The 22,061-nt window shown below is 67.9% G+C and carries 20 protein-coding genes; 11 read left to right on the top strand and 9 right to left on the bottom strand.

Going from position 1 to position 22,061, the window contains the following annotated elements:
• The first annotated feature begins 2 nt into the window (after positions 1-2).
• The 5 genes from C1926_RS11170 (at position 3) to C1926_RS11150 (ending at position 5,301) form a co-directional block, all read left to right on the top strand.
• Positions 3-1,424, top strand: coding sequence for an FAD/NAD(P)-binding protein (locus tag C1926_RS11170; protein WP_108759236.1), 1,422 nt, complete (start codon positions 3-5; stop codon positions 1,422-1,424).
• A 9-nt stretch (positions 1,425-1,433) separates the two neighbouring features.
• Positions 1,434-3,626, top strand: a complete 2,193-nt coding sequence (uvrD, locus tag C1926_RS11165) for a DNA helicase II (protein ID WP_079224270.1) — start codon at positions 1,434-1,436, stop codon at positions 3,624-3,626.
• 123 nt (positions 3,627-3,749) lie between these two features.
• A complete protein-coding gene (locus C1926_RS11160; protein ID WP_053498324.1) occupies positions 3,750-4,076 on the top strand; it encodes a low molecular weight protein tyrosine phosphatase family protein in 327 nt (108 codons plus the stop codon).
• A 112-nt stretch (positions 4,077-4,188) separates the two neighbouring features.
• Positions 4,189-4,743, top strand: a complete 555-nt coding sequence (locus C1926_RS11155; protein WP_108759235.1) for a hypothetical protein — start codon at positions 4,189-4,191, stop codon at positions 4,741-4,743.
• Between the two features lie 12 nt (positions 4,744-4,755).
• On the top strand, positions 4,756-5,301 hold the full coding sequence (locus C1926_RS11150) for an SUKH-4 family immunity protein (RefSeq protein ID WP_108759234.1): 546 nt from the start codon (positions 4,756-4,758) through the stop codon (positions 5,299-5,301).
• Positions 5,302-5,368: 67 nt separating this feature from the next.
• Here C1926_RS11150 and C1926_RS21670 read toward each other — a convergent pair whose 3' ends face one another.
• Both C1926_RS21670 and rtcR read right to left on the bottom strand, forming a co-directional pair.
• Positions 5,369-5,515, bottom strand: coding sequence for a hypothetical protein (locus C1926_RS21670; RefSeq protein WP_174208708.1), 147 nt, complete (start codon positions 5,513-5,515; stop codon positions 5,369-5,371).
• A gap of 75 nt (positions 5,516-5,590) precedes the next feature.
• A complete protein-coding gene (gene rtcR / locus C1926_RS11145) occupies positions 5,591-7,186 on the bottom strand; it encodes an RNA repair transcriptional activator RtcR (protein ID WP_108759233.1) in 1,596 nt (531 codons plus the stop codon).
• 188 nt (positions 7,187-7,374) lie between these two features.
• Between rtcR and C1926_RS11140 the strand changes: the two genes are divergently transcribed.
• From C1926_RS11140 to C1926_RS11125, 4 genes are all read left to right on the top strand, one after another.
• The gene (locus C1926_RS11140; protein ID WP_108759232.1) at positions 7,375-8,922 is read left to right on the top strand and encodes a VWA domain-containing protein; all 1,548 of its coding nucleotides are present in this window, start codon (positions 7,375-7,377) and stop codon (positions 8,920-8,922) included.
• Positions 8,923-9,438: 516 nt separating this feature from the next.
• Positions 9,439-10,665 carry an RtcB family protein gene (locus tag C1926_RS11135; protein ID WP_079224263.1) on the top strand — a complete coding sequence of 409 codons (1,227 nt, stop codon included), beginning with the start codon at positions 9,439-9,441 and terminating at the stop codon, positions 10,663-10,665.
• An 83-nt stretch (positions 10,666-10,748) separates the two neighbouring features.
• Positions 10,749-11,765, top strand: a complete 1,017-nt coding sequence (gene rtcA / locus C1926_RS11130; RefSeq protein WP_108759231.1) for an RNA 3'-terminal phosphate cyclase — start codon at positions 10,749-10,751, stop codon at positions 11,763-11,765.
• Positions 11,766-11,908: 143 nt separating this feature from the next.
• Positions 11,909-12,355: a universal stress protein gene (locus C1926_RS11125; RefSeq protein WP_079224261.1), complete on the top strand. Its 447-nt coding sequence runs from the start codon at positions 11,909-11,911 to the stop codon at positions 12,353-12,355.
• Positions 12,356-12,457: 102 nt separating this feature from the next.
• On the opposite strand, the gene C1926_RS11120 is transcribed toward C1926_RS11125, so the two are convergent.
• Together C1926_RS11120 and C1926_RS11115 are read right to left on the bottom strand one after the other, a co-directional pair.
• The gene (locus C1926_RS11120; RefSeq protein WP_079224260.1) at positions 12,458-12,901 is read right to left on the bottom strand and encodes an AraC family transcriptional regulator; all 444 of its coding nucleotides are present in this window, start codon (positions 12,899-12,901) and stop codon (positions 12,458-12,460) included.
• Between the two features lie 109 nt (positions 12,902-13,010).
• A complete protein-coding gene (locus tag C1926_RS11115) occupies positions 13,011-13,295 on the bottom strand; it encodes a DUF2782 domain-containing protein (protein WP_079224259.1) in 285 nt (94 codons plus the stop codon).
• Between the two features lie 97 nt (positions 13,296-13,392).
• Here C1926_RS11115 and polA point away from each other — a divergent pair, with 97 nt between their 5' ends.
• Positions 13,393-16,167 (top strand): DNA polymerase I, encoded by a 2,775-nt coding sequence (gene polA / locus C1926_RS11110; protein ID WP_108759230.1) that lies wholly within the window; start codon positions 13,393-13,395, stop codon positions 16,165-16,167.
• A gap of 369 nt (positions 16,168-16,536) precedes the next feature.
• On the top strand, positions 16,537-17,019 hold the full coding sequence (locus C1926_RS11100; protein WP_108759228.1) for a YetF domain-containing protein: 483 nt from the start codon (positions 16,537-16,539) through the stop codon (positions 17,017-17,019).
• Between the two features lie 39 nt (positions 17,020-17,058).
• Here the strand turns inward: C1926_RS11100 and C1926_RS11095 are convergent, their stop codons facing one another.
• From C1926_RS11095 to C1926_RS11075, 5 genes are all read right to left on the bottom strand, one after another.
• Positions 17,059-18,222 carry a hypothetical protein gene (locus C1926_RS11095; RefSeq protein ID WP_108759227.1) on the bottom strand — a complete coding sequence of 388 codons (1,164 nt, stop codon included), beginning with the start codon at positions 18,220-18,222 and terminating at the stop codon, positions 17,059-17,061.
• Between the two features lie 95 nt (positions 18,223-18,317).
• Positions 18,318-19,214 carry an oxygen-dependent coproporphyrinogen oxidase gene (hemF, locus tag C1926_RS11090; protein ID WP_108759226.1) on the bottom strand — a complete coding sequence of 299 codons (897 nt, stop codon included), beginning with the start codon at positions 19,212-19,214 and terminating at the stop codon, positions 18,318-18,320.
• A 123-nt stretch (positions 19,215-19,337) separates the two neighbouring features.
• Positions 19,338-20,903: a hypothetical protein gene (locus C1926_RS11085; RefSeq protein ID WP_108759225.1), complete on the bottom strand. Its 1,566-nt coding sequence runs from the start codon at positions 20,901-20,903 to the stop codon at positions 19,338-19,340.
• 142 nt (positions 20,904-21,045) lie between these two features.
• A complete protein-coding gene (locus C1926_RS11080; RefSeq protein WP_108759224.1) occupies positions 21,046-21,609 on the bottom strand; it encodes a hypothetical protein in 564 nt (187 codons plus the stop codon).
• Between the two features lie 30 nt (positions 21,610-21,639).
• Positions 21,640-22,059: an NUDIX domain-containing protein gene (locus tag C1926_RS11075; protein WP_108759223.1), complete on the bottom strand. Its 420-nt coding sequence runs from the start codon at positions 22,057-22,059 to the stop codon at positions 21,640-21,642.
• Positions 22,060-22,061 lie beyond the last annotated feature (2 nt).

The following is a 22,061-nucleotide window of genomic DNA, read 5'->3' as shown; positions in this document are numbered from 1 at the left end:
CCATGGCCTACAATCGGTGCATGACTGATTCACCGCGAAATGGCGAACTGGACCTGGCGATCATCGGCGGTGGCGCGGCCGGTGTGCTGGTGGCGATCCAGGTGTTGCGACAGGCCCAGGCGCCGCTGGCACTGGCCCTCTTCGAACCCGCCTCGCAGCTGGCCCAGGGCATTGCCTACGCCACGCCGTGGCCGGAGCACCTGCTGAACGTGCCGGCGGCGAAGATGAGTGCCTTCCCCGACCAGCCCGGCGATTTCCTTGATTACCTGCAGGCCGTGGATGCCTACCCGGGCGAGGCGCGCGAGCTGCTGGGCGAACGCTACGCAAGCCGCCACCATTTCGCCGCCTACCTGCAGCAGCGCCTGCAGGACGCGGCCGCCGCCAGCCCTGCGCAGCTGCAGGTGATGGCGCAGCCGGTGCTGGGCCTGCAGCCGGACGACCACGGTTACCGCCTGCAGCTGGGCGATGGCAGCACGCTGCACGCGGCACAGGCGGTCATCGCCACCGGCAACAGCATGCGCCCGCTGCCGGTGGCCGGCGCCGATGCGCTGCCCGCCGCCGACGTGGTCGAGGCCTGGGACTATGACGGTGTGCGCACCCTGGCCGGCGCCCATGCGCTGGCCATCGTCGGTTCCGGCCTGAGCATGGCCGACACCGTGCTGGCGCTGGTGGCTGCCGGCCATACCGGTCCGCTGCACGTGATCTCGCGCCACGGCCTGCTGCCGCTGCCACATGCACACGGCGTGCTGCCTGATTTCGATCCGGGCGCGCTGCTGCCGATGACCCTGCGCCAGCGCGTGCACGCCCTGCGCGGCTTCGCCCGGCAGGCGCAGGCCGATGGCCAGCCGTGGCAGGGCGTGATGGATCGCATCCGCCCGCATGGCCAGGCACTGTGGTGCAGCCTGGACGAGGCCGACCAGCGGCGCTTCCTGCGCCATGTGGTGCGCTATTGGGATGTACACCGCCACCGCATCGCCGAAGAGGTGGATGCGCAGCTGCAGGCACTGCAGGCCAGTGGCCAGCTGCGCCTGCACCGTGCCCGCCTGCAGCGCGTCTGGCGCGATGGCGACGTGCTGCGCTTGTCCGGTCGTGATTCCGCCGGTGCCGAGCAACAGTGGATGATCGCCGCGGTGGTCAATGCCACCGGCGTGGAAACCCGGGCGCGTGCGCTGCGCAACCCGCTGCTGCAGCAGTTGCTGGCCGATGGCCTGGCCCGCCCCGGGCCGCATGGGCTGGGCCTGGACAGCAGCGTGCCGGGCGACCGCCTGTGCAGCGCCCGTGGTGCAGCGCAGGCGCGGCTGGGCGTGCTCGGCAGCCTGCGCATCGGCAATCTGTGGGAAAGCCTGGCCGTGCCTGAACTGCGTCAGCAGGCGCAGGCGCTGGCTGCCCAGGTGGTCGCAGGAGCCGCGACGGCGATGCCGTAAAATGGGGGCATGGATGTCTCCCACCTGCTCGATGGCCTGAACCCGGCCCAGCGCGAAGCCGTCTCCGCTCCCCCCGGCCACCACCTGGTGCTGGCCGGTGCCGGTTCCGGCAAGACCCGCGTACTCACCCACCGCATCGCCTGGCTGCATGAAGTCGAAGGCGTGCCGACCCACGGCATTTTTGCGGTGACCTTCACCAACAAGGCCGCTGGCGAGATGCGCCACCGCATCGACGCGCAGCTGCCCAATGGCAGCCGCGGCATGTGGATCGGCACCTTCCACGGCCTGGCCAACCGCCTGCTGCGCCTGCACTGGCAGGACGCCAAGCTGCCCGAAGGCTTCCAGGTCATGGATTCGGACGACCAGCTGCGGCTGGTCAAGCGCGTGGTGCAGGCGCTGGAAATCGACGACAGCAAGCATCCGCCCAAGCAGATTGCCTGGTGGATCAACGAACAGAAGGATGAAGGCCGCCGCCCGCAGCACATCCAGCCCGAGCCGCATGATGCGTGGCTGGAAACCATGCGCCAGGCCTACATCGAGTACCAGGCGCGCTGCGACCGTGCCGGCCTGGTCGACTTCGCCGAGCTGCTGCTGCGCGCGCATGAACTGCTGCGCGACAACCCGGCACTGCTGGCGCACTACCGTGCACGCTTCCGCGAAATCCTGGTGGACGAGTTCCAGGATACCAACGCCATCCAGTACGCCTTCGTGCGCGTGCTGGCCGGGCACGAGGGCCATGTGTTCGTGGTCGGCGACGATGACCAGGCCATCTATGGCTGGCGCGGCGCCAAGGTCGAGAACGTGCAGGGCTTCCTGCGTGACTTCCCCGGTGCACAGACCATCCGCCTGGAACAGAATTACCGTTCCACCGCCAACATCCTCGGCGCGGCCAACGCAGTCATCGCGCACAACCCGGACCGCATCGGCAAGGAACTGTGGACCGACAGCGGCGACGGCGAGCCGATCGACCTGTATGCGGCCTACAACGAGATGGACGAGGCGCGCTACATCGTCGAGCGCGCGCGCCAGTGGGTGCGCGACGGTGGCAGCTACACCGAAGTGGCCGTGCTCTACCGCAGCAACGCGCAGTCGCGCGCGCTGGAAGAAGCGCTGCTGAGCGAACAGGTGCCGTACCGCGTGTATGGCGGCATGCGCTTCTTCGAGCGTGCTGAAATCAAGGACGCGCTGGCCTACCTGCGCCTGCTGTCCAACCGCAACGATGACGCCGCCTTCGAGCGCGCGGTGAACACGCCCACCCGTGGCATCGGCGAGCGCACCCTGGACGAGGTGCGCCGCGAAGCGCGCGCGCAGGGCATCTCGCTGTGGGAGGCCACCATGCTGGTCACCCAGGGCACGGCGCTGGCCGCGCGTGCACGCAATGCGCTGGCCGGCTTCCTGGTGCTGGTGAATGAACTGCAGGCGCAGACCCTGCACATGACCCTCGCCGAGCGCGTGGACCATGTGCTGTCGCGCTCGCAGCTGCGCGAGCACTGGAGCAAGGAAAGCCGCAATTCGCTGGATTCGGAATCGCGTACCGACAACCTCGACGAACTGGTCTCGGTGGCCTCGCGCTTCCTGCGCCGCGCCGACGACATCGAGGAAGTGGGCGAGGACATGGACGAGCTGGTCGCGTTCCTGGCCTATGCCGCGCTGGAGGCCGGTGAAGGCCAGGCGCAGGCGGGCGAGGAGGGCGTGCAGCTGATGACCCTGCACTCGGCCAAGGGCCTGGAATTCCCACTGGTGTTCCTGGCCGGCATGGAAGACGGCCTGTTCCCGAGCGCACGTTCGCTGGAAGAAAGCGGCCGCCTGGAAGAAGAGCGCCGGCTGGCCTACGTGGGCATCACCCGCGCGCGGCAGAAGCTGGTGCTGTGCTACGCCGAATCGCGCCGCATCCATGGCCAGGACAACTACAGCCTGCCGTCGCGCTTCCTGCGCGAGATCCCGCGCGAACTGCTGCACGAAGTGCGCCCGAAGGTGCAGGTCTCGCGGCCGGCATCGCTGGGCAGCAGCCGGGTGATGGGCCATGCCTCGATCGAGGCACCGCCGCTGAAGCTGGGCGCGCTGGTCACCCATCCCAAGTTCGGCGAAGGCATGGTGACCGACTACGAAGGCAGCGGCGCCCACGCCCGCGTGCAGGTCGAGTTCGCCGATGCCGGCAGCAAGTGGCTGGTGATGGCGTATGCCAACCTGACGGTGATCTGATCACCGCCAAGGGGTCGGATCCCTCCCGTAGGGAGGGCTCTGACCCCATCGCATGATTCGCCTGGGCGGGGTCAGAGCCCTTTTCCGATGGAAAAGGGATCTGACCCCGATTACGCTTCGGTCATGACCCGCAACGTGCTCTTTCTCTGCAGCCAGAACCGCCTGCGCAGCCCGACAGCCGAGCAGGTGTTCGCCGATTGGCCGGGAATTGAAACCGCCTCGGCGGGGCTGCTGGCCGACGCCGAGGAAGTGCTCAGCCCGGAGCTGCTGCAGTGGGCGGACCTGGTGTTCGTGATGGAGAAGGCGCACCGCAACCGCCTGTCCAGCCGCTACAAGGCATGGCTGAACGGCAAGCGGGTGATCTGCCTGGATATTCCCGATGACTACGACTACATGGACCCGGTGCTGGTCGAGCTGCTGAAGCGCAAGGTGGCGCCGTTCCTGCGTTGATCACATCGAACCCCCGTAGAGTCGAGCTTGCTCGACTGCCTTGTGCCGCGCTGGAAGCAGTCGAGCAAGCTCGACTCTACAATGGGGCCTGACATCTTCCAGGAACGCCCCCATGACCGAACCCACCCTGCACGTCACCGTGAAGTTGAATGCGAAGCTGCAACCGGAGCATCGCCACGAGCTGTTCGAGGATCCGCTCGATGCGCTGCTGCAGGCGGCGAACCTGGGCGAACTGACCGGGGGTGGCACCGCAATCTCCGACCTGGGCGAAGTCGAGTACGGCGATATCGAAGTGGCGCTGGTCGATGCGGACGGCGTGCCGAAGCTGATCGACCTGCTGGAGCAGCTGGGCGCACCGAAGGGTTCGCAGGTGCAGCGTGTGGGCGAGGATGATCGCGCCTTCGGCGTCACCGAGGGCTTGGGCATCTACCTGGATGGCCTGAACCTGCCGGACGAAGTGTACGAACAGTGCGACTCCAATCACGTGTTCGAGCAGCTGTCCGACAACATCGATGGACTGGGCGAGATCTGCAGCTGGTGGCAGGGGCCGACCGAGACCGCGCTGTACATGTACGGCGAATCGTTCGAGAAGATGCGTGATGCGATCGCGGAGTTCGTGGCCAGCTACCCGCTGTGCCGGAACGCGCGCATCGTGCAGATCGCCTGAGGGCTGGGCCCCATGACCTCCAAGGACGCGCACCCGGCCGGTGATGGTGTACGCGCCGTCTTGACCCATTTCGAGGAGATGTTGACGGCACGGCTGCCGGCGGTGCCGGCCGAACTGCTGGAGGAAGCGCCGGATCTGGCCGATCTCTTTGCGTTCCAGCGCTACTCGCTGGAGACCTTGCCGGCGTGGCTGGGCCCGCATGCACGGCGGCTGCTCAGTGAGCAGGGCCTGCCGCGCCAGGCGGCACCGTATCTCTCGTTCTTCGATGCCGAGCGTGCGGTCGAGGTCTCCGCCCTGCTGCCGGAGCCGGGCAGGGCGCTCGGCCATGATGGCGGCGGCAACTTGCTGGCCATCGACGCGGCCAGTGGCGAAGTGGTGTTGTGGGACCACGACAACGGTGACGCGCGCATGTTCGTCAACCGGGATCTGCTCCGCTTTGCCGAATGCCTGTGTGAGTTTCCCTACGGTGCGCAAAGCCGGCAGGCATTTCTGCAGGCGGTTGCGCAGATCGATCCGGGCGCCGTGGCGGAGAGCGCTTTCTGGGCGTCCGAGCATTGAGTCTGCTCAGCGCCTCTGGCGGGTGCGGGTAGCATCGAGAACAGTCGAGCACGCTCGACGCTAGCGGCTAGCGGCTTGCGGCCTGCTCTGCGTTCTCGCGCAGGGCCAGCTGCTTGCCCACCTGGTAGCCGCCATAGAACATCACCAATGCGGCGGCGACGGCCAGCACGATGGCCCGTGGGGTGACCTTTGATGGCGGCTTGCGGTCCTGCATGCGCGTGCTCCCCAATGGCGGCGGCGTGCCGCGCGGCCATCATGCGCCGCAGCCGGCGGCCGGGCAAGCGCGGCGCTACGGCCCCGCCGGGGGCCGCACCTGCTCCCAGTCCAGGCCGAATTTCGCCAGGTACTTGCGCAGGCGGTCGGCGTCGTTGGTGCTGGCGCGCTGGGTGCGCGACACCGCAAACAGCTCGCGGCCGGCCGCTGACAGCGACTTCGCGTGCGCGCAGACCCGCACCACGTCTTCCAGCTGCACGCGGTCGAAGCGGTCCAGCTCATCCACGGCCGGGCCCAGCAGTGCCTCCAGCGCTGACGGCGCCTGGCCGCCGCGCCATTGCTGGCGCAGGCGCGCGATCTCATCATCGACGCCTTCGATCTGGATGCGCCCGGCGTTGGCCAGCGTCGCCAGCCGCATGATCGATGCCCCCAGATCGCGGAAATTGCCACGCCAAGCCGCCTCGGCACTGGTGGCGAACGCCAGGTAGCGCGTGCGTGCCTCCACGTTGAAGCGCACCTGCGCGTGCTGCTGCTGCGACCAGCGCTGCAGCTCGAACTCGATGTTGGGCTCGATGTCCTCCCTGCGCTGGGCCAGGCCGGGCAGGTGGTAGGTCCACAGGTTCAGGCGCGCCAGCAGGTCTTCGCGGAAGCTGCCCTCCAGCACCGAGTGCTGCAGATCGCGATTGGTGCCGGCCATCAGCTGGAACTCGCTTTCCACCTCGCGGTCGCTGCCCACGGGCAGGAAGCGCTTCTCCTCCAGCGCACGCAGCAGCATGGCCTGTTCGTCCAGGCCCAGCTCGCCGATCTCATCCAGGAACAGCAGGCCCTGGTGGGCAGAGCGCAGCAGGCCGGCGCGGTCGGACGAGGCGCCGGTGTACGCGCCCTTGGTATGTCCGAACAGCGTGCTCATCGCGCCGTCGCCGCGCAGGGTGGCGCAGTTCACCTCGACAAAACGGCCGGGCAGCTGGTGTTTGAGCTTCTTCAGCTCGAACACGCGCTTGGCCAGCTGGCTCTTGCCCGCGCCGGTGGGGCCCATCAGCAGCATCGGCGCGCGCGAGCGCGTGGCCACGGTTTCAATCTGCGCGATCATCGCGTTGAAGGCCGCATTGCGCGTGGCGATGCCACTCTTCAGCAGGTCGCGGTCCTGCAGTTGCTGCTGGGCGAATCGCTGCGCGATGTGGTCGTAGCGCGACAGGTCCAGGTCGATGACGGCGTAGCTGCCGGCCGCGCCATCCTGCTTGCGCGGCGGCGAGGTCTGCAGCAGGCGGCCGGGTAAATGCCGGCTCTCGGTGAGCAGGAACCAGCAGATCTGCGCCACGTGCGTGCCGGTGGTGATGTGGACGTAGTAGTCCTCCTCCTCCGGCTGGAACGGATAGCTGGCCAGGAAATCGTGCAGGGTCGAGTAGACCCCTTCGAACTCCCAGGGATCTGCCAGGTAGGTGTCGTGCCGCCGCACCTCCAGCCCGGGCGCCATCTGCTGCAGGTCCTCGCAGACCACGCGGGCCAGCTTGGCGTAGCGGCGCTCGTCCAGCAGCAGCTCGATGCGGTCGGGCAGGAAGTCCTCATGCATGCCCAGCGACACCGTGGGACGCCATTTCTGCCAACGGCCTGGACCCTCGCCCGCGTCGAGCTGGGTGCCGAGCATGCCGAAGACTACCTGCCGACGTGACATATCCATTCCTATAAAAGACGCGCGCTGAATATATACATTCAGCGCGGTCAATGGGTGGGCGTTGCGTCAGAAATCGGGCGAAATCCAGAAAAAACAATGAGTTGATGCGTCATGGAAAAAGTTGGCACGGCCATTGCTCTATTCCTCCCAAGACACGAAGCGGGGCCGTTCCCGCCGAGGACACCACGATGGCCAACCTGACGCTCTTCTCCACCCCGCGTGCCCCGGCACTGCCGCCGGCCACCACCGTCAATGAAGCCGGTGGCCTGGCCTACCGCCGCGACCCGCGCGCTGCCCTGGCCCTGTATGCGGCCACCGGCTGCCTCAACAACACGTTCTACAGCGCTGCCGACGCACAGCTGCAGCAGGTGCTGGCGCTGACCGCGCAGGTCGAGCCGCGCTTCATTGCCCGCACGGCGGTCTATGCCCGCCAGGTGGCGCATATGAAGGACATGCCGGCGCTGCTGCTGGCCGTGCTCAGCCTGCGCGACCCGGAGGCTTTCGCCCAGGTGTTCCCGCGGGTGGTCGACAACGGCCGCCAGCTGCGCACCTTCGTGCAGATCATGCGCAGCGGCCAGGTCGGCCGCCGGTCGCTGGGGTCGCTGCCGAAGCGCCTGGTACGCGAGTGGATCCAGCAGGCATCGGCGGAAACCCTGGTGCGTGCGGCCATCGGCCAGCAGCCGTCGCTGGCCGACCTGATCCGCATGGTGCACCCGAAGCCGGCCGATGCCGAGCGCAAGGCGCTGTATGCGTGGATCGTCGGTCGCCCGTACGAAGAGGCGCAGCTGCCGGCGCTGGTGCAGGCCTACGAGGCGTTCAAGCGTGACCCGCGTGGACTGCCGCCGGACCTGCCGTTCCAGTACTTCAGCACGCTGCCGCTGGATGCGGCGCAGTGGTCGGCGCTGGCGCGCAGTGCGTCGTGGCAGTCGATGCGGATGAACCTCAACACGTTCGCCCGCAACGGCGTGTTCGATGACCCTGCGATGGTGTCGGTGATCGCAGCGCGGCTGCGTGATCCGGCCCAGGTGCGCCGCGCCCGGGTGATGCCGTACCAGCTGCTGATGGCCTACCAGGCCAGCGCCAGCCTGCCGCAGCAGATTCCGGAGGCGTTGCAGGACGCGATGGAAACGGCCACGGCGCAGGTGCCGGTGCTGCCAGGCCGGGTGGTGGTGGCGGTGGACGTGTCCGGTTCCATGCAGTGGCCGGTGACCGGCTACCGCAAGGGCGCCAGCTCGGCGGTGCGCTGCGTGGACGTAGCGGCGCTGATCGCGGCCTGCGTGCTGCGCGGCCAGCCGCTGGCCACCGTGCTGCCGTTCGATACCGAGGTGCGCCCGGTGCGGTTGAACCCGCGCGACAGCGTGATGACGCTGGCAGCGCAGTTGGCGATCAATGGCGGTGGTACCTCGGTCAGTGCACCGCTGGAACACCTCAACCGTCGCCGCGAGCAGGTGGACCTGGTGGTGCTGGTGTCGGACAACGAGAGCTGGCGTGACACCCGCAGGGGCGGCGCGACGGCCACGATGCAGGCCTGGGACGTGCTGAAGCAGCGTTGCCCGCAGGCACGGCTGGTCTGCATCGACCTGCAGCCGGTAGCCAGCAGCCAGACCGTGCAGCGCGAGGACGTGCTGCACATCGGCGGCTTCAGCGATGCGGTGTTCGACCTGCTGGCGCAGTTCGCGCAGGCACCGCGCGATGGTAGCGGCTGGGCCGAGCGCATCGAGGACATGCCGCTGTAAACACGATGTTGGACGGCGGCAAGGATGTCGCCAGGGACCGCCCGGCTGGCAATGGGGCCAGCCGGGCAGGACCAGGAATTCACGTTTTTCGCGGTGAATGCTGGTGGAACTACATGGGTTGTCCCTTCGGGGTCGGGTTCGAATCCCGCGTGTCCTGCCGGTTGTGGGGAGACGATGTTCCACCCCTCTTTGTCACCGCACCTGTTTCAACGCCGGCACTGCGAATGCCGGAGGAACTACAGCCTTCTAAGCTCCGGGTCGCGGGTTCGAGCCCCGCCCGCTGTGGCAACACAGCGGTAGCTCAGTGGTAGAGCAGGATGTTCCTCCACCCCTCGTCGTGCTGCCGGCACCTTCGCTTTCGTTGCGCGGGGAATGCAGGCCGAACTACATCGGTAGCCCTTCAGGGTCGGGTTCAAGTCCCGGCCGCCTGCCACGGCAACGTGGCAGGCGGAATGTTCGGCCATCGTTGTCACCGCACCTTTTTTGTTTTTGTATTGGATGAAAGGAAACATCACCATGACCACCTTGAACCATGACGTGATCCAGCAGCCGGGCGCTGCACCCATCAAGCTGTGGACGCGCGGCGTGCCGCTGGAAGACCAGGCACGCGAGCAGCTGCAGAACATCGCCAGGCTGCCGTTCATCCACAAGTGGATTGCGGTGATGCCCGACGTGCACCTGGGCAAGGGGGCAACCGTGGGCTCGGTGGTGCCGACCGTCGGCGCCATCATTCCGGCTGCGGTGGGCGTGGACATCGGCTGCGGCATGATGGCCGTGCGCACCACGCTGGATGCCAGCGACCTGCCGGACAACCTGTCGGCGGTGCGCAGCGCGATCGAGCGGGCCGTGCCGCATGGCCGCAGCGTGACCCGTGGCGGCCGTGACAAGGGCAGCTGGGACACCCCGCCGGAGCTGGCCATCGAAGGCTGGAAGCAGCTGGTCGATGACTTCGCGCTGATCTGCGAGCGCCACCCGCGCCTGAAGAACACCAACAACCTCAAGCACCTGGGCACCCTCGGCACCGGCAACCACTTCGTTGAAGTGTGCCTGGACCAGGACCAGCGCGTGTGGTTCATGCTGCACTCCGGTTCGCGTGGCGTGGGCAATGCCATCGGCACCTACTTCATCGAACTGGCCAAGCAGGAAATGCGCCGCTGGATGATCAACCTGCCCGACCAGGACCTGGCGTACCTGCCCGAGGGCAGCCAGCACTACGGTGACTATGTGTTCGCGGTGGAATGGGCACAGCGCTTCGCACGCATGAACCGCGAGGTGATGATGCGCAACGTGGTGGCGGCCGTGCGTACGGTCATCAGCAAGCCCTTCGAGGCCCAGGCCGAGGCGGTGAACTGCCACCACAACTACGTCAACCGCGAAGTGCACTTCGGCAAGGAAGTGATGCTGACCCGCAAGGGCGCGGTGAGTGCGCGCAAGGGCGAGCTGGGCATCATCCCGGGCAGCATGGGCGCCAAGAGCTTCATCGTGCGCGGGCTGGGCAACGAGGACAGCTTCCACAGCTGCAGCCACGGTGCCGGGCGCGTGATGAGCCGCACCCAGGCGCGCAAGCTGATCACCGTGGATGAGCACGCCAAGGCCACCGCGCACGTGGAATGCCGCAAGGATGCGGAGGTGGTGGATGAATCGCCGGCGGCCTACAAGCCGATCGAGGCGGTGATGGAGGCCCAGCGCGATCTGGTCGAGATCGTGCACACGCTGCGCCAGGTGGTGTGCGTGAAGGGATGAAGCGGGCCGCGCGCGGCGTACAGTGCGCCGCGCGCGGCAGGACGACCTGCAGACGAAACCGCAGGCATGGAGGAACAGAACAGATGGACATGATCGAACTTGATGGCGGGCATGGCGGCGGACAGCTGCTGCGTTCGGCGCTGACCCTGAGCCTGTGCACCGGCATCGGCTTCACCCTGCAGAACATCCGCGCGATCCGCCGCAAGCCCGGGCTGATGCGCCAGCACCTGACCGCGGTGAATGCCGCGGCGCGGGTCGGCAACGCCTGCACGCACGGTGCCACGCTGGGCGCGACCTCGCTGCGCTTCGAGCCGGGCGTGGTGAGCGCGGGCGACTACCACTTCGCCACCGGCAGTGCCGGCTCGGCCACCCTGGTGCTGCAGACCGTGCTGCCGGCGCTGTGGCGCGCGCAGGGGCCGTCGCGGCTGCGCCTGGAAGGCGGCACCCACAATCCGCTGGCGCCCAGCGCTGATTTCATCGCCGACAGCTACCTGCCGTCACTGGCGCGGATGGGCGTGCAGGCCTCGCTGCAGCTGCTGCAGCACGGCTTCCACCCGGCCGGCGGCGGCGTGATCGAGCTGCAGGTGCAGCCGTGCGACACGTTGCAGGTGCCGTGCATGGAGCAGCGCCCGGCACTGGATTCGATGCAGGCCCAGGTGGTGATGTCCGGCCTGTCCAGCAGCATCGGCCTGCGCGAACTGCAGGTGCTGGCCGATGAGCTCGGCGTCGACCCGCACCCGCGCCACGTGCAGTCGGTGCGGCCGGCACTGGGCCCCGGCAACGTGGCGATGGTGCGCGTGCGCCACGGCGACCACGTGGAAGTGTTCGATGGGCATGGCGAGCGCGGCGTGTCGGCCGAGCAGGTGGGCGCGCGCCTGGCTGGCCAGGTACGCACTTACCTCAGCGGTGGCGCGTGGGTCGGCGAGTACCTGTCCGACCAGCTGCTGTTGCCGATGGCCCTGGCCGGGGGCGGCAGCTTCACCACCCACGTCATCAGCGACCACCTGGCCAGCAACGCACGCCTGATCGAGAAATTCCTGCCGGTGGAGTTCGACTGGCAGCCGCATGCAGGGGGCTGGCGGGTCACCGTCGAGGCGTGAACACACCGCCGGGCATGGCCCGGCGCTGCCGATGGGCACGGGCATCAATCCCGCGCCAGGATTGATCCTGCTCAAGGCGCGGCGTGCACATCCGGTGTGCAATGGTGATGTTCCCAACTGGCACCCCGCCAAGGAGGCCCACCATGTACACCCGCATCCTGATCGCCACCGACGGCTCCGAGCTGTCCGACAAGGGCCTGGCCAAGGGCCTGGAGCTGGCGAAGGATCTCAACGCCGAGGTCGATATCGTGACGGTCTCCGAGCCGTGGGCGGTGGGCATGTACGACGCCATGGGCTGGAGCGTGGGCTACATGAACAGCCCCGAATACAAGGCCGACCGCGAGGAAGGTGCGCAGAAGGTGCTGCAGCCGGCGCTGGCCAAGGCCGCCGAGCAGGGCATCCGCGCCAACCCCATCCATGTGCTGGACCGCTACGCCGCCGACGGCATCATCGAGACGGCCGGCGAGCGCAACAGCGACCTGATCGTGATGACCTCGCACGGTCGCCGCGGGGTGACCCGCGTGCTGCTGGGCAGCCAGACGGCCGAAGTGCTGGCACGCAGCACCCTGCCGGTGCTGGTCATCCGCTGATCAACATCCACTGATCCGCGCGTTCCCGGGGAGGGGACCTGGTGCCGGTACGCAGGATGCGTGCCGGCACCAACTTCCTCCAGGCCGTCCCAGCGGGTCCGCTCAGGACAGCAGCGAGCCCCGTGCGCGCTGCCGGCAGGCCTGCCGCCAGTCGGCCGGCGACATGCCGAACTGCGCCAGGAACGCGCGCTGGAACTGGCGCTCGGACGCGAAGCCGACTTCATAGAGCAGCCAGGTCAGGCGGCAGCCCGGCTCCCGGGCCAGGTGGCGGTGCGCCAGCCAGGCCCGGCATTCACGGATGTAGCGCGCCACCCCGCCGTGGGCCTGGAACAGCCGGTAGACCGTGGAGCGGGACATCGCGAACGCGTCGCAGATCATCTGCTCGCCCAGCTCGCAGTCGCCCAGGTGGGCATCGATGTAATCGACGATGCGCAGCAGGCGCGGGTCGGCCGTGCCGCCGCAGGTGACGCGCTGGCGTGCGCTGCTGCGGCGCAGGTCGGCGGCAAGTGATGCAACCACCGAAGGGGTGGCCTGTTGCAGGTTCATGGCAGCGTGATCCCGGCCCACCTCCGGGGCCTGTCATGGGATCAACCGGCAGTTGCGTCGGGAACCTATCAATCGGCCGGCTGCGCTGCCGGGGCCGGCCGCGGATGCATCACCAGCTGTACAGCTTCCAGTACACCGGCGAGACGCCGTCCTTGTCGTTGTCCATGCGGCCATCGCCGTTCTTGTCGTACATGTAGAACGGTGCGCCGCGCGACGGGGTGACCTTGACCATGCGCAGCTGGCCGGACACGCGGTATTCCTCGATGACATCGCCGTTGTCCATGGTGCGGCTGGACACATCGGCGCCCTTCACGTCCACCGGGGGAGCGCCTGCACCGCCCATGCTGGCGCAGCCAGCAAGCAGCAGCAGGGAAGCCAGCATCAGGGTCTTCATCGGCAGGGCCTTCGCATCGATCGGACCTTGATTATGCCCCATCGACGCGTCGCGGCCGTGTCGCCGCGGTGCAGGCGCGGGCGCGTAGAATCGTCGCATGAGCAGATTAGTCCTGATCGACGGGTCCAGTTACCTGTACCGCGCGTTCCACGCGCTGCCGCCCCTGTCCAATGCACAGGGCGAGCCCACCGGCGCGCTGTTCGGCGTGGTCAACATGCTGCGCTCGACGCTGAAGGAGCGCCCGGCCTACGTCGCCTTCGTGGTCGATGCCCCGGGCAAGACCTTCCGCGACGACCTGTACGACCAGTACAAGGCCAACCGCCCGCCCATGCCCGATGAACTGCGCAGCCAGGTCGAGCCGATGTGCCGCATCGTCGAAGCGCTGGGCATCAGCATCCTGCGCATCCCCGGCGTGGAAGCCGACGATGTGATCGGCACGCTGGCCCTGCAGGGCGTGGCGCAGGACCTGAAGGTGACCATTTCCACCGGTGACAAGGACTTTGCCCAGCTGGTGCGGCCGGGCATCGAACTGGTCAACACCATGACCGGCAGCCGCATGGATTCGGACGCGGCGGTGATGGACAAGTTCGGCGTGCGCGCCGACCAGATCATCGATCTGCTGGCGCTGATGGGCGACACCGTGGACAACGTGCCCGGCGTGGAGAAGTGCGGCCCGAAGACCGCCGCCAAGTGGCTGGCCGAGTACCAGCACCTGGACGGCGTCATCGCTGCCGCGCCGACCATGAAGGGCAAGATCGGCGAGAACCTGCGCGCCGCGCTGGAGCGCCTGCCGCTGAACCGCGAGCTGGTGACCATCCGCACCGACGTCGAGCTGGACGCTTCGCCGGCCACTCTGGCCCTGCGCGAGCAGGACGTTCCGGTGCTGACCGAGCTGTATGCCCGCTATGGCTTCACCCAGGCGCTGAAGGAGCTGGGCGGCCCGCTGCCGGCACCGGCCGCCGCCAGTGAAGCCACCCCGAGCCTGCGCGGCACCGCCGCCGGCTTTGCCCGGGGCAGCGCTGAAGCGCTGCCGGCCGCCGGGATCGACCCGGCGCTGTCCGCGCCCGGTGAGTACGAAACGGTACTGACGGCCGAACAGCTGCAGGCCTGGGTGGAGCGCGTGCAGCAGGCCACGCTGATCAGCTTCGACACCGAAACCGATGCGCTGGACGCCATGCGCGCGCGCCTGGTCGGCATCAGCCTGGCAGTGGAGCCGGGCAAGGCCGCCTATATCCCGGTTGGCCACGATTACCCGGGGGCCCCCGCCCAGCTGCCGCTGCAGCAGGTGCTGGACGCACTGCGCCCGGTGCTGCAGGACCCGGCGAAGCAGAAGCTGGGCCAGCACGGCAAGTACGACCTGCACGTGCTGCGCCGCCACGGCGTGGACGTGCAGGGCTACCACGACGACACCATGCTCGAGAGCTTCGTGCTCAATTCCACGGCCACCCGCCACGACATGGATTCGCTGGCCCTGCGCTACCTGGGCTACAACACCATCAAGTTCGAGGACGTGGCCGGCAAGGGCGCCAAGCAGATCCCGTTCTCGCAGGTGGGCATCGACGAAGCCAGCCGCTATGCGGCCGAGGACGCCGACATCACCCTGCGCCTGCACCATGCGCTGCAGCCGCAGCTGCTGGCCGAACCGGCGCTGGACAGCGTGTACCGCGACATCGAGATGCCGCTGGTGCCGGTGCTGGCCAGCATCGAAGCCAACGGCGTGCGCATCGACACCGATGAGCTGCGCCGGCAGAGCCATGACCTGTCCTCGCGCATGCTGGCCGCGCAGCAGAAGGCCACCGAGCTGGCCGGGCGCAGCTTCAACCTGGATTCGCCCAAGCAGCTGCAGGCAGTGCTGTTTGACGAGCTGAAGCTGCCGGCGGTGGTGAAGACCCCGAAGGGCCAGCCCAGCACCAATGAAGAAGCGCTGGAGGCGATTGCCGACCAGCACGAGCTGCCGCGGGTGATCCTGGAATACCGCGGCCTGGCCAAGCTGCGCAGCACCTACACCGACAAGCTGCCGGAGATGGTCAACCCGGACACCGGCCGGGTGCACACCAGCTACCACCAGTCCGGCGCCGCCACCGGCCGCCTGTCCTCGTCGGACCCGAACCTGCAGAACATCCCGATCCGCACCGAGGATGGCCGCCGCATCCGCCGTGCCTTCGTCGCGCCGGAGGGCTTCCAGCTGCTGGCGGCCGACTATTCGCAGATCGAGCTGCGGATCATGGCCCACCTGTCCGGGGACCCGGGCCTGGTGCGTGCCTTCGAGCAGGGCGCCGACGTCCACCGTGCCACCGCCGCCGAGGTGTTCGGGCGCACGCTGGAAGAGGTGACACCCAACGAGCGCCGCGCCGCCAAGGCCATCAACTTCGGCCTGATGTACGGCATGAGCGCCTTTGGCCTGGCCCGCAACCTGGGCATCGACCGTGGCCAGGCGCAGGATTATGTGGCGCTGTACTTCAGCCGGTATCCGGGCGTACGCGACTTCATGGAGCGGATGCGCCAGCAGGCGCGTGACCAGGGGTATGTGGAAACCCTGTTCGGCCGCCGCCTGTACCTGAATGACATTCATGCCCGCAACCAGGGCCTGCGTGCCGGCGCCGAACGCGCGGCGATCAACGCGCCGATGCAGGGCACCGCCGCGGACATCATCAAGCGGGCGATGGTGTCGGTGGACCAGTGGCTGCACGACAGTGGCGCCCCGGCGCGGATGATCCTGCAGGTGCACGATGAACTGGTATTCGAAAGCGAGGCCGGTTTCACCGAGGAACTGCGTAAAAACGTGATCGAGCGCATGTCGCAAGCGGCGCAATTGCGGGTGCCGCTGGTCGTCGATACCGGTGTTGGGGTTAACTGGGACGAGGCGCACTGATTCGCATTCAGGCTAAAAACGCCATGAATGGTTCATTTGTACGATTTATCTGACTCGAAGATGAATGTTTTGGGTAGCGGCCTACAATAAATTGGGCCCCTTCACGAACCGTTAGTGTTCGGGGTGTTTCTATAACTCTCGACAGGCGCAACGCCTGTCGTGGATCTCTCCCATCCCCTGGAGCAGATCTCGGAACGGGGGCTCCTCCCCAAGCGCCCGTTCCCCGGCCCCGTTGACCTCCCCCTGGTCAGCGGGGCTTTTTATTTGCGCCGCCTGAATCTCGGATGGGGTCAGATCCCTTTGCCCGTCGGGCAAAGGGATCTGACCCCGGATGATAGGCTGGGCCATCGCTCCGCAGGGGAAGCCGCAATGCCCGATCTGTTCGCACTGGCGATGCCGTGGTGGGAATTCGTCCTGCGCGCGGTGGTGGTCTATGCCGTCGTGCTGGGCATGGTCCGGCTCAGCGGCAAGCGCGCGCTGGGGCAGATCACCCCGTTCGATGTGCTGCTGATCGTGCTGCTGGGCAATGCCGTGCAGAACGCGCTGCTGGGCACCGACACGTCGCTGGGCGGCGGCCTGCTGCTGGCGGCCACGCTGATCCTGCTGAACTATGGCGTGGGCTGGCTGACCACGCGCAACCGGCGCATGGAACGGCTGATCGAAGGCGAGCCGGTGGTGATCGCGCGCGACGGGCGCCTGCTGGAGGCCGTACTGCGGCGCGAGCTGGTCAGCACGGCCGATTTCGAAGCCGCACTGCGCCAGCAGGGCTGCCTGCGCGTGGAGGATGTCGAACTGGCGCTGCTGGAAACCACCGGCCACATCACCATCATTCCACGGCCGAAGTCTTCGTAGCGCCCAGCCGGCTGCACCGCGTGGCGCGGCACGCTTGGATCATGGCGTGCAGCGATCGCCGCCTGCGGCCGGTCTGCGCTGGTAATAGGCAAAACGGTTGCCGCCATCAATACCGACCAGGTTGCCGTTCTGCAGCAGTTGCAGAACGAAGTCGCTGCCGAGTTCGCGATGGATGAGGATGCGGCCGTCGCGCAGGCTCGCATGCAGGCGTTGTTCGCGGTCGCCGGCCTGGACCACGCCGCCTTCGAGGAAACGAATCTGCGACAGCACGCTGCGCTCGGCCTCAAAGCTGCCACAGGGCAGCGCGGAAGCCGGCACCGGCGTGAGCGCTGAGGCGGCAGCGTTGGCGAGAACGGCAAGGTCCTTGGCTGGCGCGCAGGCCGGGGCGTCCGCGCGCTGGGCACAGGAGCGCTGCAGTGCATCGCGGGCCTGCTGCAGGCGGCCATTGCTCCACAGGGTTTCGGCGGCATCGGCGCAGAACGTTTCGCCCTGCTGCGCGCGGCACAGCGCGTGCAGCTCGTCAAGCTGTGCCGATGGCAGCGGTGCATCCACCGAATGCTGCAGGCCGAGCAATGCCTTGCCCATCATTTCCGAGGCAGCTTTCCCGGCCGCCGCCATGCAGCCCTCGGCATCGAACGACGGCGACGCTTCCCTGCAGATCTCCGGCATCGGCGGCTCGTCCACTTCCGGTGCCGCATCCTTGGCCTGCTGCCGGTAGGTCTCCAGCAGCTGCATGCAGGCTGCGCCCACGCCTTCGGCGCACCAGGCATGCAGCTGCAGCGGTTCGGCTTCCGGCAAGGCCTCCAGGCACTCGGAGGTGTTCATCACGCAACCGCCCTCGATCGGCTGAGGCATGGTTCCGCACGCGGCGGCGCTTTCACGGGTGAACTCGCGATAGGGCGTGCTGACCGTGCGGTCACCATCGGAGAAGTACCAGTTTTCCAGGCGGCCGGTGGACAGGTTGCCGGTGCCGAGCACGTCTTCCTGGCGGACCATGCGCAGGTGTTCGGTGGCCTGGTAGGGGCCCGACAGGGAGCCGTGGCTCTCGCTCTCGATGGTCAGTGTGGTGTTGCCACTGCTGTCCTTGTAGGTACCACAGGCCATCGACTGCGCGGCCGCCGGCATGCTGGCCGAGGCCAGCGCGAACACCAGCAGGGAGCGCCAGCCCGCAGTGCGGGGGCGGGGGAGAACAGCAGCAGGCATGGGGTCGTCCTTGAACGAAAGTGCAGGGCCTGTCCGGTGCAGGGCACGGCGCAGGCGAGGGAACGATGCCACGGCTCAGGCGTGGCGCCAGGAGATCAGATCCAGTCGCGCGGCACCAGGTAATCGGCCAGGCGCGCTTCGGCGCTGCCGGCTTCCGGACTGAAGCCATATTCCCAGCGTACCCGCGGCGGCAGGCTCATCAGGATGCTCTCGCTGCGGCCGCCACTCTGCAGGCCGAACAGCGTGCCGCGGTCGTAGACCAGGTTGAACTCCACGTAGCGGCCACGACGGTACAGCTGGAATTCGCGCTCGCGCTCGCCATGCGCGGTGTCCTTGCGCTGCTGCACGATCGGCAGGTAGGCATCGAGGAAGCCGTCACCGACCGCGCGCAGGTAGGCGAAGTCACGCTCGAAATCGCCGTGCAGATCATCGAAGAACAGGCCGCCCACGCCACGCGTTTCGTTACGATGGCGCAGGAAGAAGTACTCGTCGCACCAGCGCTTGTGCGCGGCGTAGCGCTCCTCGCCATACGGCGCGCACAGGTCGTGGGCCACCTGGTGCCAGTGCTGCACGTCCTCATCGAAGGGATAGAACGGGGTCAGGTCGAAGCCACCGCCGAACCAGCTGGCCACCACCTCACCATCGCGCTGGGCCTGGAAAAAGCGCACGTTGGCGTGGGTGGTCGGCACGTAGGGGTTGAGCGGGTGGAACACCAGCGACACGCCGGTGGCGCGCCAGGAGGCGCCGGCCAGTTCCGGCCGGTTGGCCGAGGCCGACGGCGGCAGGCGGCTGCCGGACACATCGGAAAAGCCGATGCCGGCCTGTTCGAACACCGCACCGTCGCGCAGCACGCGGGTGCGCCCACCGCCGCCCTCGGCCCGCTGCCACAGGTCTTCCTGGAAGCGGGCCTGGCCGTCGGCGGCCTCGATGGCCGCACAGATGCGGTCCTGCAGGTCGGTGAGGTAGGCGCGTACGCGCTCGAAGTCGTTCATGGCGCGTACTTTACCGCAGCGCCCGGGCAGGCAAGCCCCTCACTGCTTGTGGTTGGGGGTGCGCGGTGCCGGTCTGGTGCGATCCTCGTCCGCCGACTGCTCTTGGACAGCACGCTCCAGGGCCTAGCCGAGATCCAACAGGCCCCAGTTGCGGGTCGCCAGCACATCGCACGCTACGTGGCGGCCATTGCCATCGGCCTCGCAGACGGCCTCAAGCATGGGGCGGACGTCCACCCTGCTGCTGTTCTCCATCAGGCCGACCAGGTTCTCACAGCCTTCGCGGATGCCGGCCCGGCAGACCTTCTGGTAGTGCTCGCTCGCCTCGACCCACTTCCCGCCCAGCGCGGCGCGACTACCCAGCACGTGGCAGCCCTGCATTCTCCCGGCCGTGCAGCAGGCTTCGGCTTCGCCGTCGATGGGCGCGCGCGGGCAGTCCTGCGGGAACGGTACTTCATTGAACTCCCGCGGCGCACTGCACTGCGCATCGCCCGGCTGCCGCTGGAAGCGCTCGAAACGCATCGAATCGTCCAGCCCCAGCAGATCGCCGTTGGCCAAGGGCTGCAGCACATAGTCACCCCCCAGCTCGTGGCGCATGCGGATCTGGCCGTCCTGCACGCGTGCACGCACCCGCGAGCCGTAACCGACCTCCACCATTCCGCCGTCGCCGAACGTCAGTTCGTCCAGCAGCCCGCCGGAGGCCGCATAGTGGCCGCATGGCACGGCGCTGGCGGCCTGCGGCACCAGCTCCCCATCCAGCGGCAGCAGTGCAGCCGCCTGCCGGCAGGACGTCTCGTCGCCGCCGTCGCAGGCCACCTGCAACGCCGCCCGGCCGTCCTGCAGATTGCCGGCGGTCCACTGCAGCGTGGCGACCTCCTTGCAGAAGTCACTTTCACCGACCTGCGTGCACAGCCCCTGCAGGCGCTGCAGCCGCGCGTCCAACAGCGCGGGCTTGGCGGCAGGCGAGAACACTCCAACCATGCTGGCCGCCACCGTGGCCCTGCGTATGGCGGTGTCGACTGCCTCGACCAGCTCCGGCCGCGCTTCCAGGATGGCCATGCAGGCCTCGGCGTCGGCCGCAGGATCATCGTCGCGACACTGCCGGGGGAAATCCATCTCGGCCATGGCCTTCTCCATGGTGGCCTGTATCACCGCGATCTGTCCTTGGGACAGCGTATCGCTGCCTGGGGCCTGGTCAGTCTCGCGATAGCGCTCGGGCAAGAGCTGGCACAGCCACGGAACCCCTTCGGCGCAGGCCGATTCCAGCGCCGACAGGCTCAGCTCACGATGGCGCCAGTCAAGGCAGTGCTGCGCGTCTGCCAGGCAGCTGCCTGGCGTGTGCTCGAGAGGGGGCAGGCACGCCGCTGGCTGGATCAGGCGGTAGCGCGCGTTGCCCTCCTGCAGGACGCGACCTCCACGCTGGACGTTCAGTCCAGATGAAAATCCGAAGGTGAGGTTGACGCGGTTGAGCTTGCCCTCGCTCCCTTGGACAACGAAGGGCCGATCTGGGATGTGCTCGCTCTTCTCTACCCCGCGGTCCGGCCCATCCACGCGAAGCTGGATGCCGCCGCCTTCGACCTCGAATACGCCACAGCGCGGCAGACCGGATGCAGCGGCCTGTTGGGCACAGAGCAGCAGGGACAGCAACGCGATGCAGCGCGGAAGCAGGGTGCGCGGGGCGAATGCAGACATTTCGAGGCCAGGGCAGAAAGACGCGGGCCACGATAGCCAGCCCCCACCGATCCGCAATCAAACCTGCTGGAACGCCTGTCCTGCGGTCACGATGCCTGTGCCGGGCAGGTCGTTCGCGTCAAAAACGCCAGCAGCCAGCGCTTCAGCGGAAGCGTGCGCGCATGTCCGGCCGCAGCAGGCGCCAGGCCAGCCAGCCCTGCAGGCCGGCAAACAGCACGGAACTTCCCAGCAGGGTCACGGTGAACATCAGGCGCTGCATGTCCAGTTCACGGGCCATCGACGGGTCGTCGGCGATCAGCGCGAACACCTGGCGCAGGACGCGGTCGCACCACCAGGTGATGACGAAGTTGGCCAGCGCGCTCAACAGCAGCGCCCAGACATAGGCCCACAGTCCCCAGCGCCGCTCGTGCCACAGCCCCCAGCTGGCCAGCGTGGACGCCAGGCAGACCAGGGCGGCCAGCAGCGATGTGGACACCGGGTGGACCAGCATCCACCACAGGGTGCGGTCCAGGCCGTGTTCCCAGGCCAGGCTGGCCAGGTGCTGCCACAGCGGCAGTGCGGCCAGGGGAATCGCCACCAGTGCCTGCAGCAGGCAGTAGACGGTCAGTACCAGGCACAGCCAGAACGAACCCTGCGCCAACGGCTTCAACCAGTGGGTGCGGGCAGTGGTCGGCGCGGTGGGGATGGGGGGAATGGGCACTGACATCCGTTGTCCTTGCAGGCAGGGCCCGCGTCTTCAGTGGGGCGTCGCCAGGGCGGCGACCGCCGGCAGGATATGGTGTTCGCTCAGGGGTGCCAAGCGCAGGCCGTGCGGCGGCCGCAGCGGAACCCAGGCCAGTTCGGCGATTTCCGCGCGTGCGGCTGGGGTGCCCAGCACCTGCACCCACCAGGCCTGGGCCTGTACGCGGTGGCCGGGCTCGTTCACCGCCCAGTCCTCGAACGTGCCCAGTGCGATGGCGGTCCCGGCGCGCAGCTGCACGCCGAGTTCTTCGTCCAGCTCGCGGGCCAATGCCTGCAGCGGCGCTTCACCCGCTTCGGGCTTGCCGCCGGGCTGGATGAAACGGTCGGCGCCGTGCTTGCGCACCACCAGCGCGCGACCGCAGTCATCCACGATGACCGCGGCCACGATGTGGATCGTGGCCGCGTCGCGGCTCATGC

It is taken from the genome of Stenotrophomonas sp. ZAC14A_NAIMI4_1 (genome assembly GCF_003086915.1).
GTDB lineage: Bacteria > Pseudomonadota > Gammaproteobacteria > Xanthomonadales > Xanthomonadaceae > Stenotrophomonas.
The sequence above is the reverse complement of the archived record's forward strand: the minus strand, read 5'-3'. Positions and strand labels throughout refer to the sequence as shown.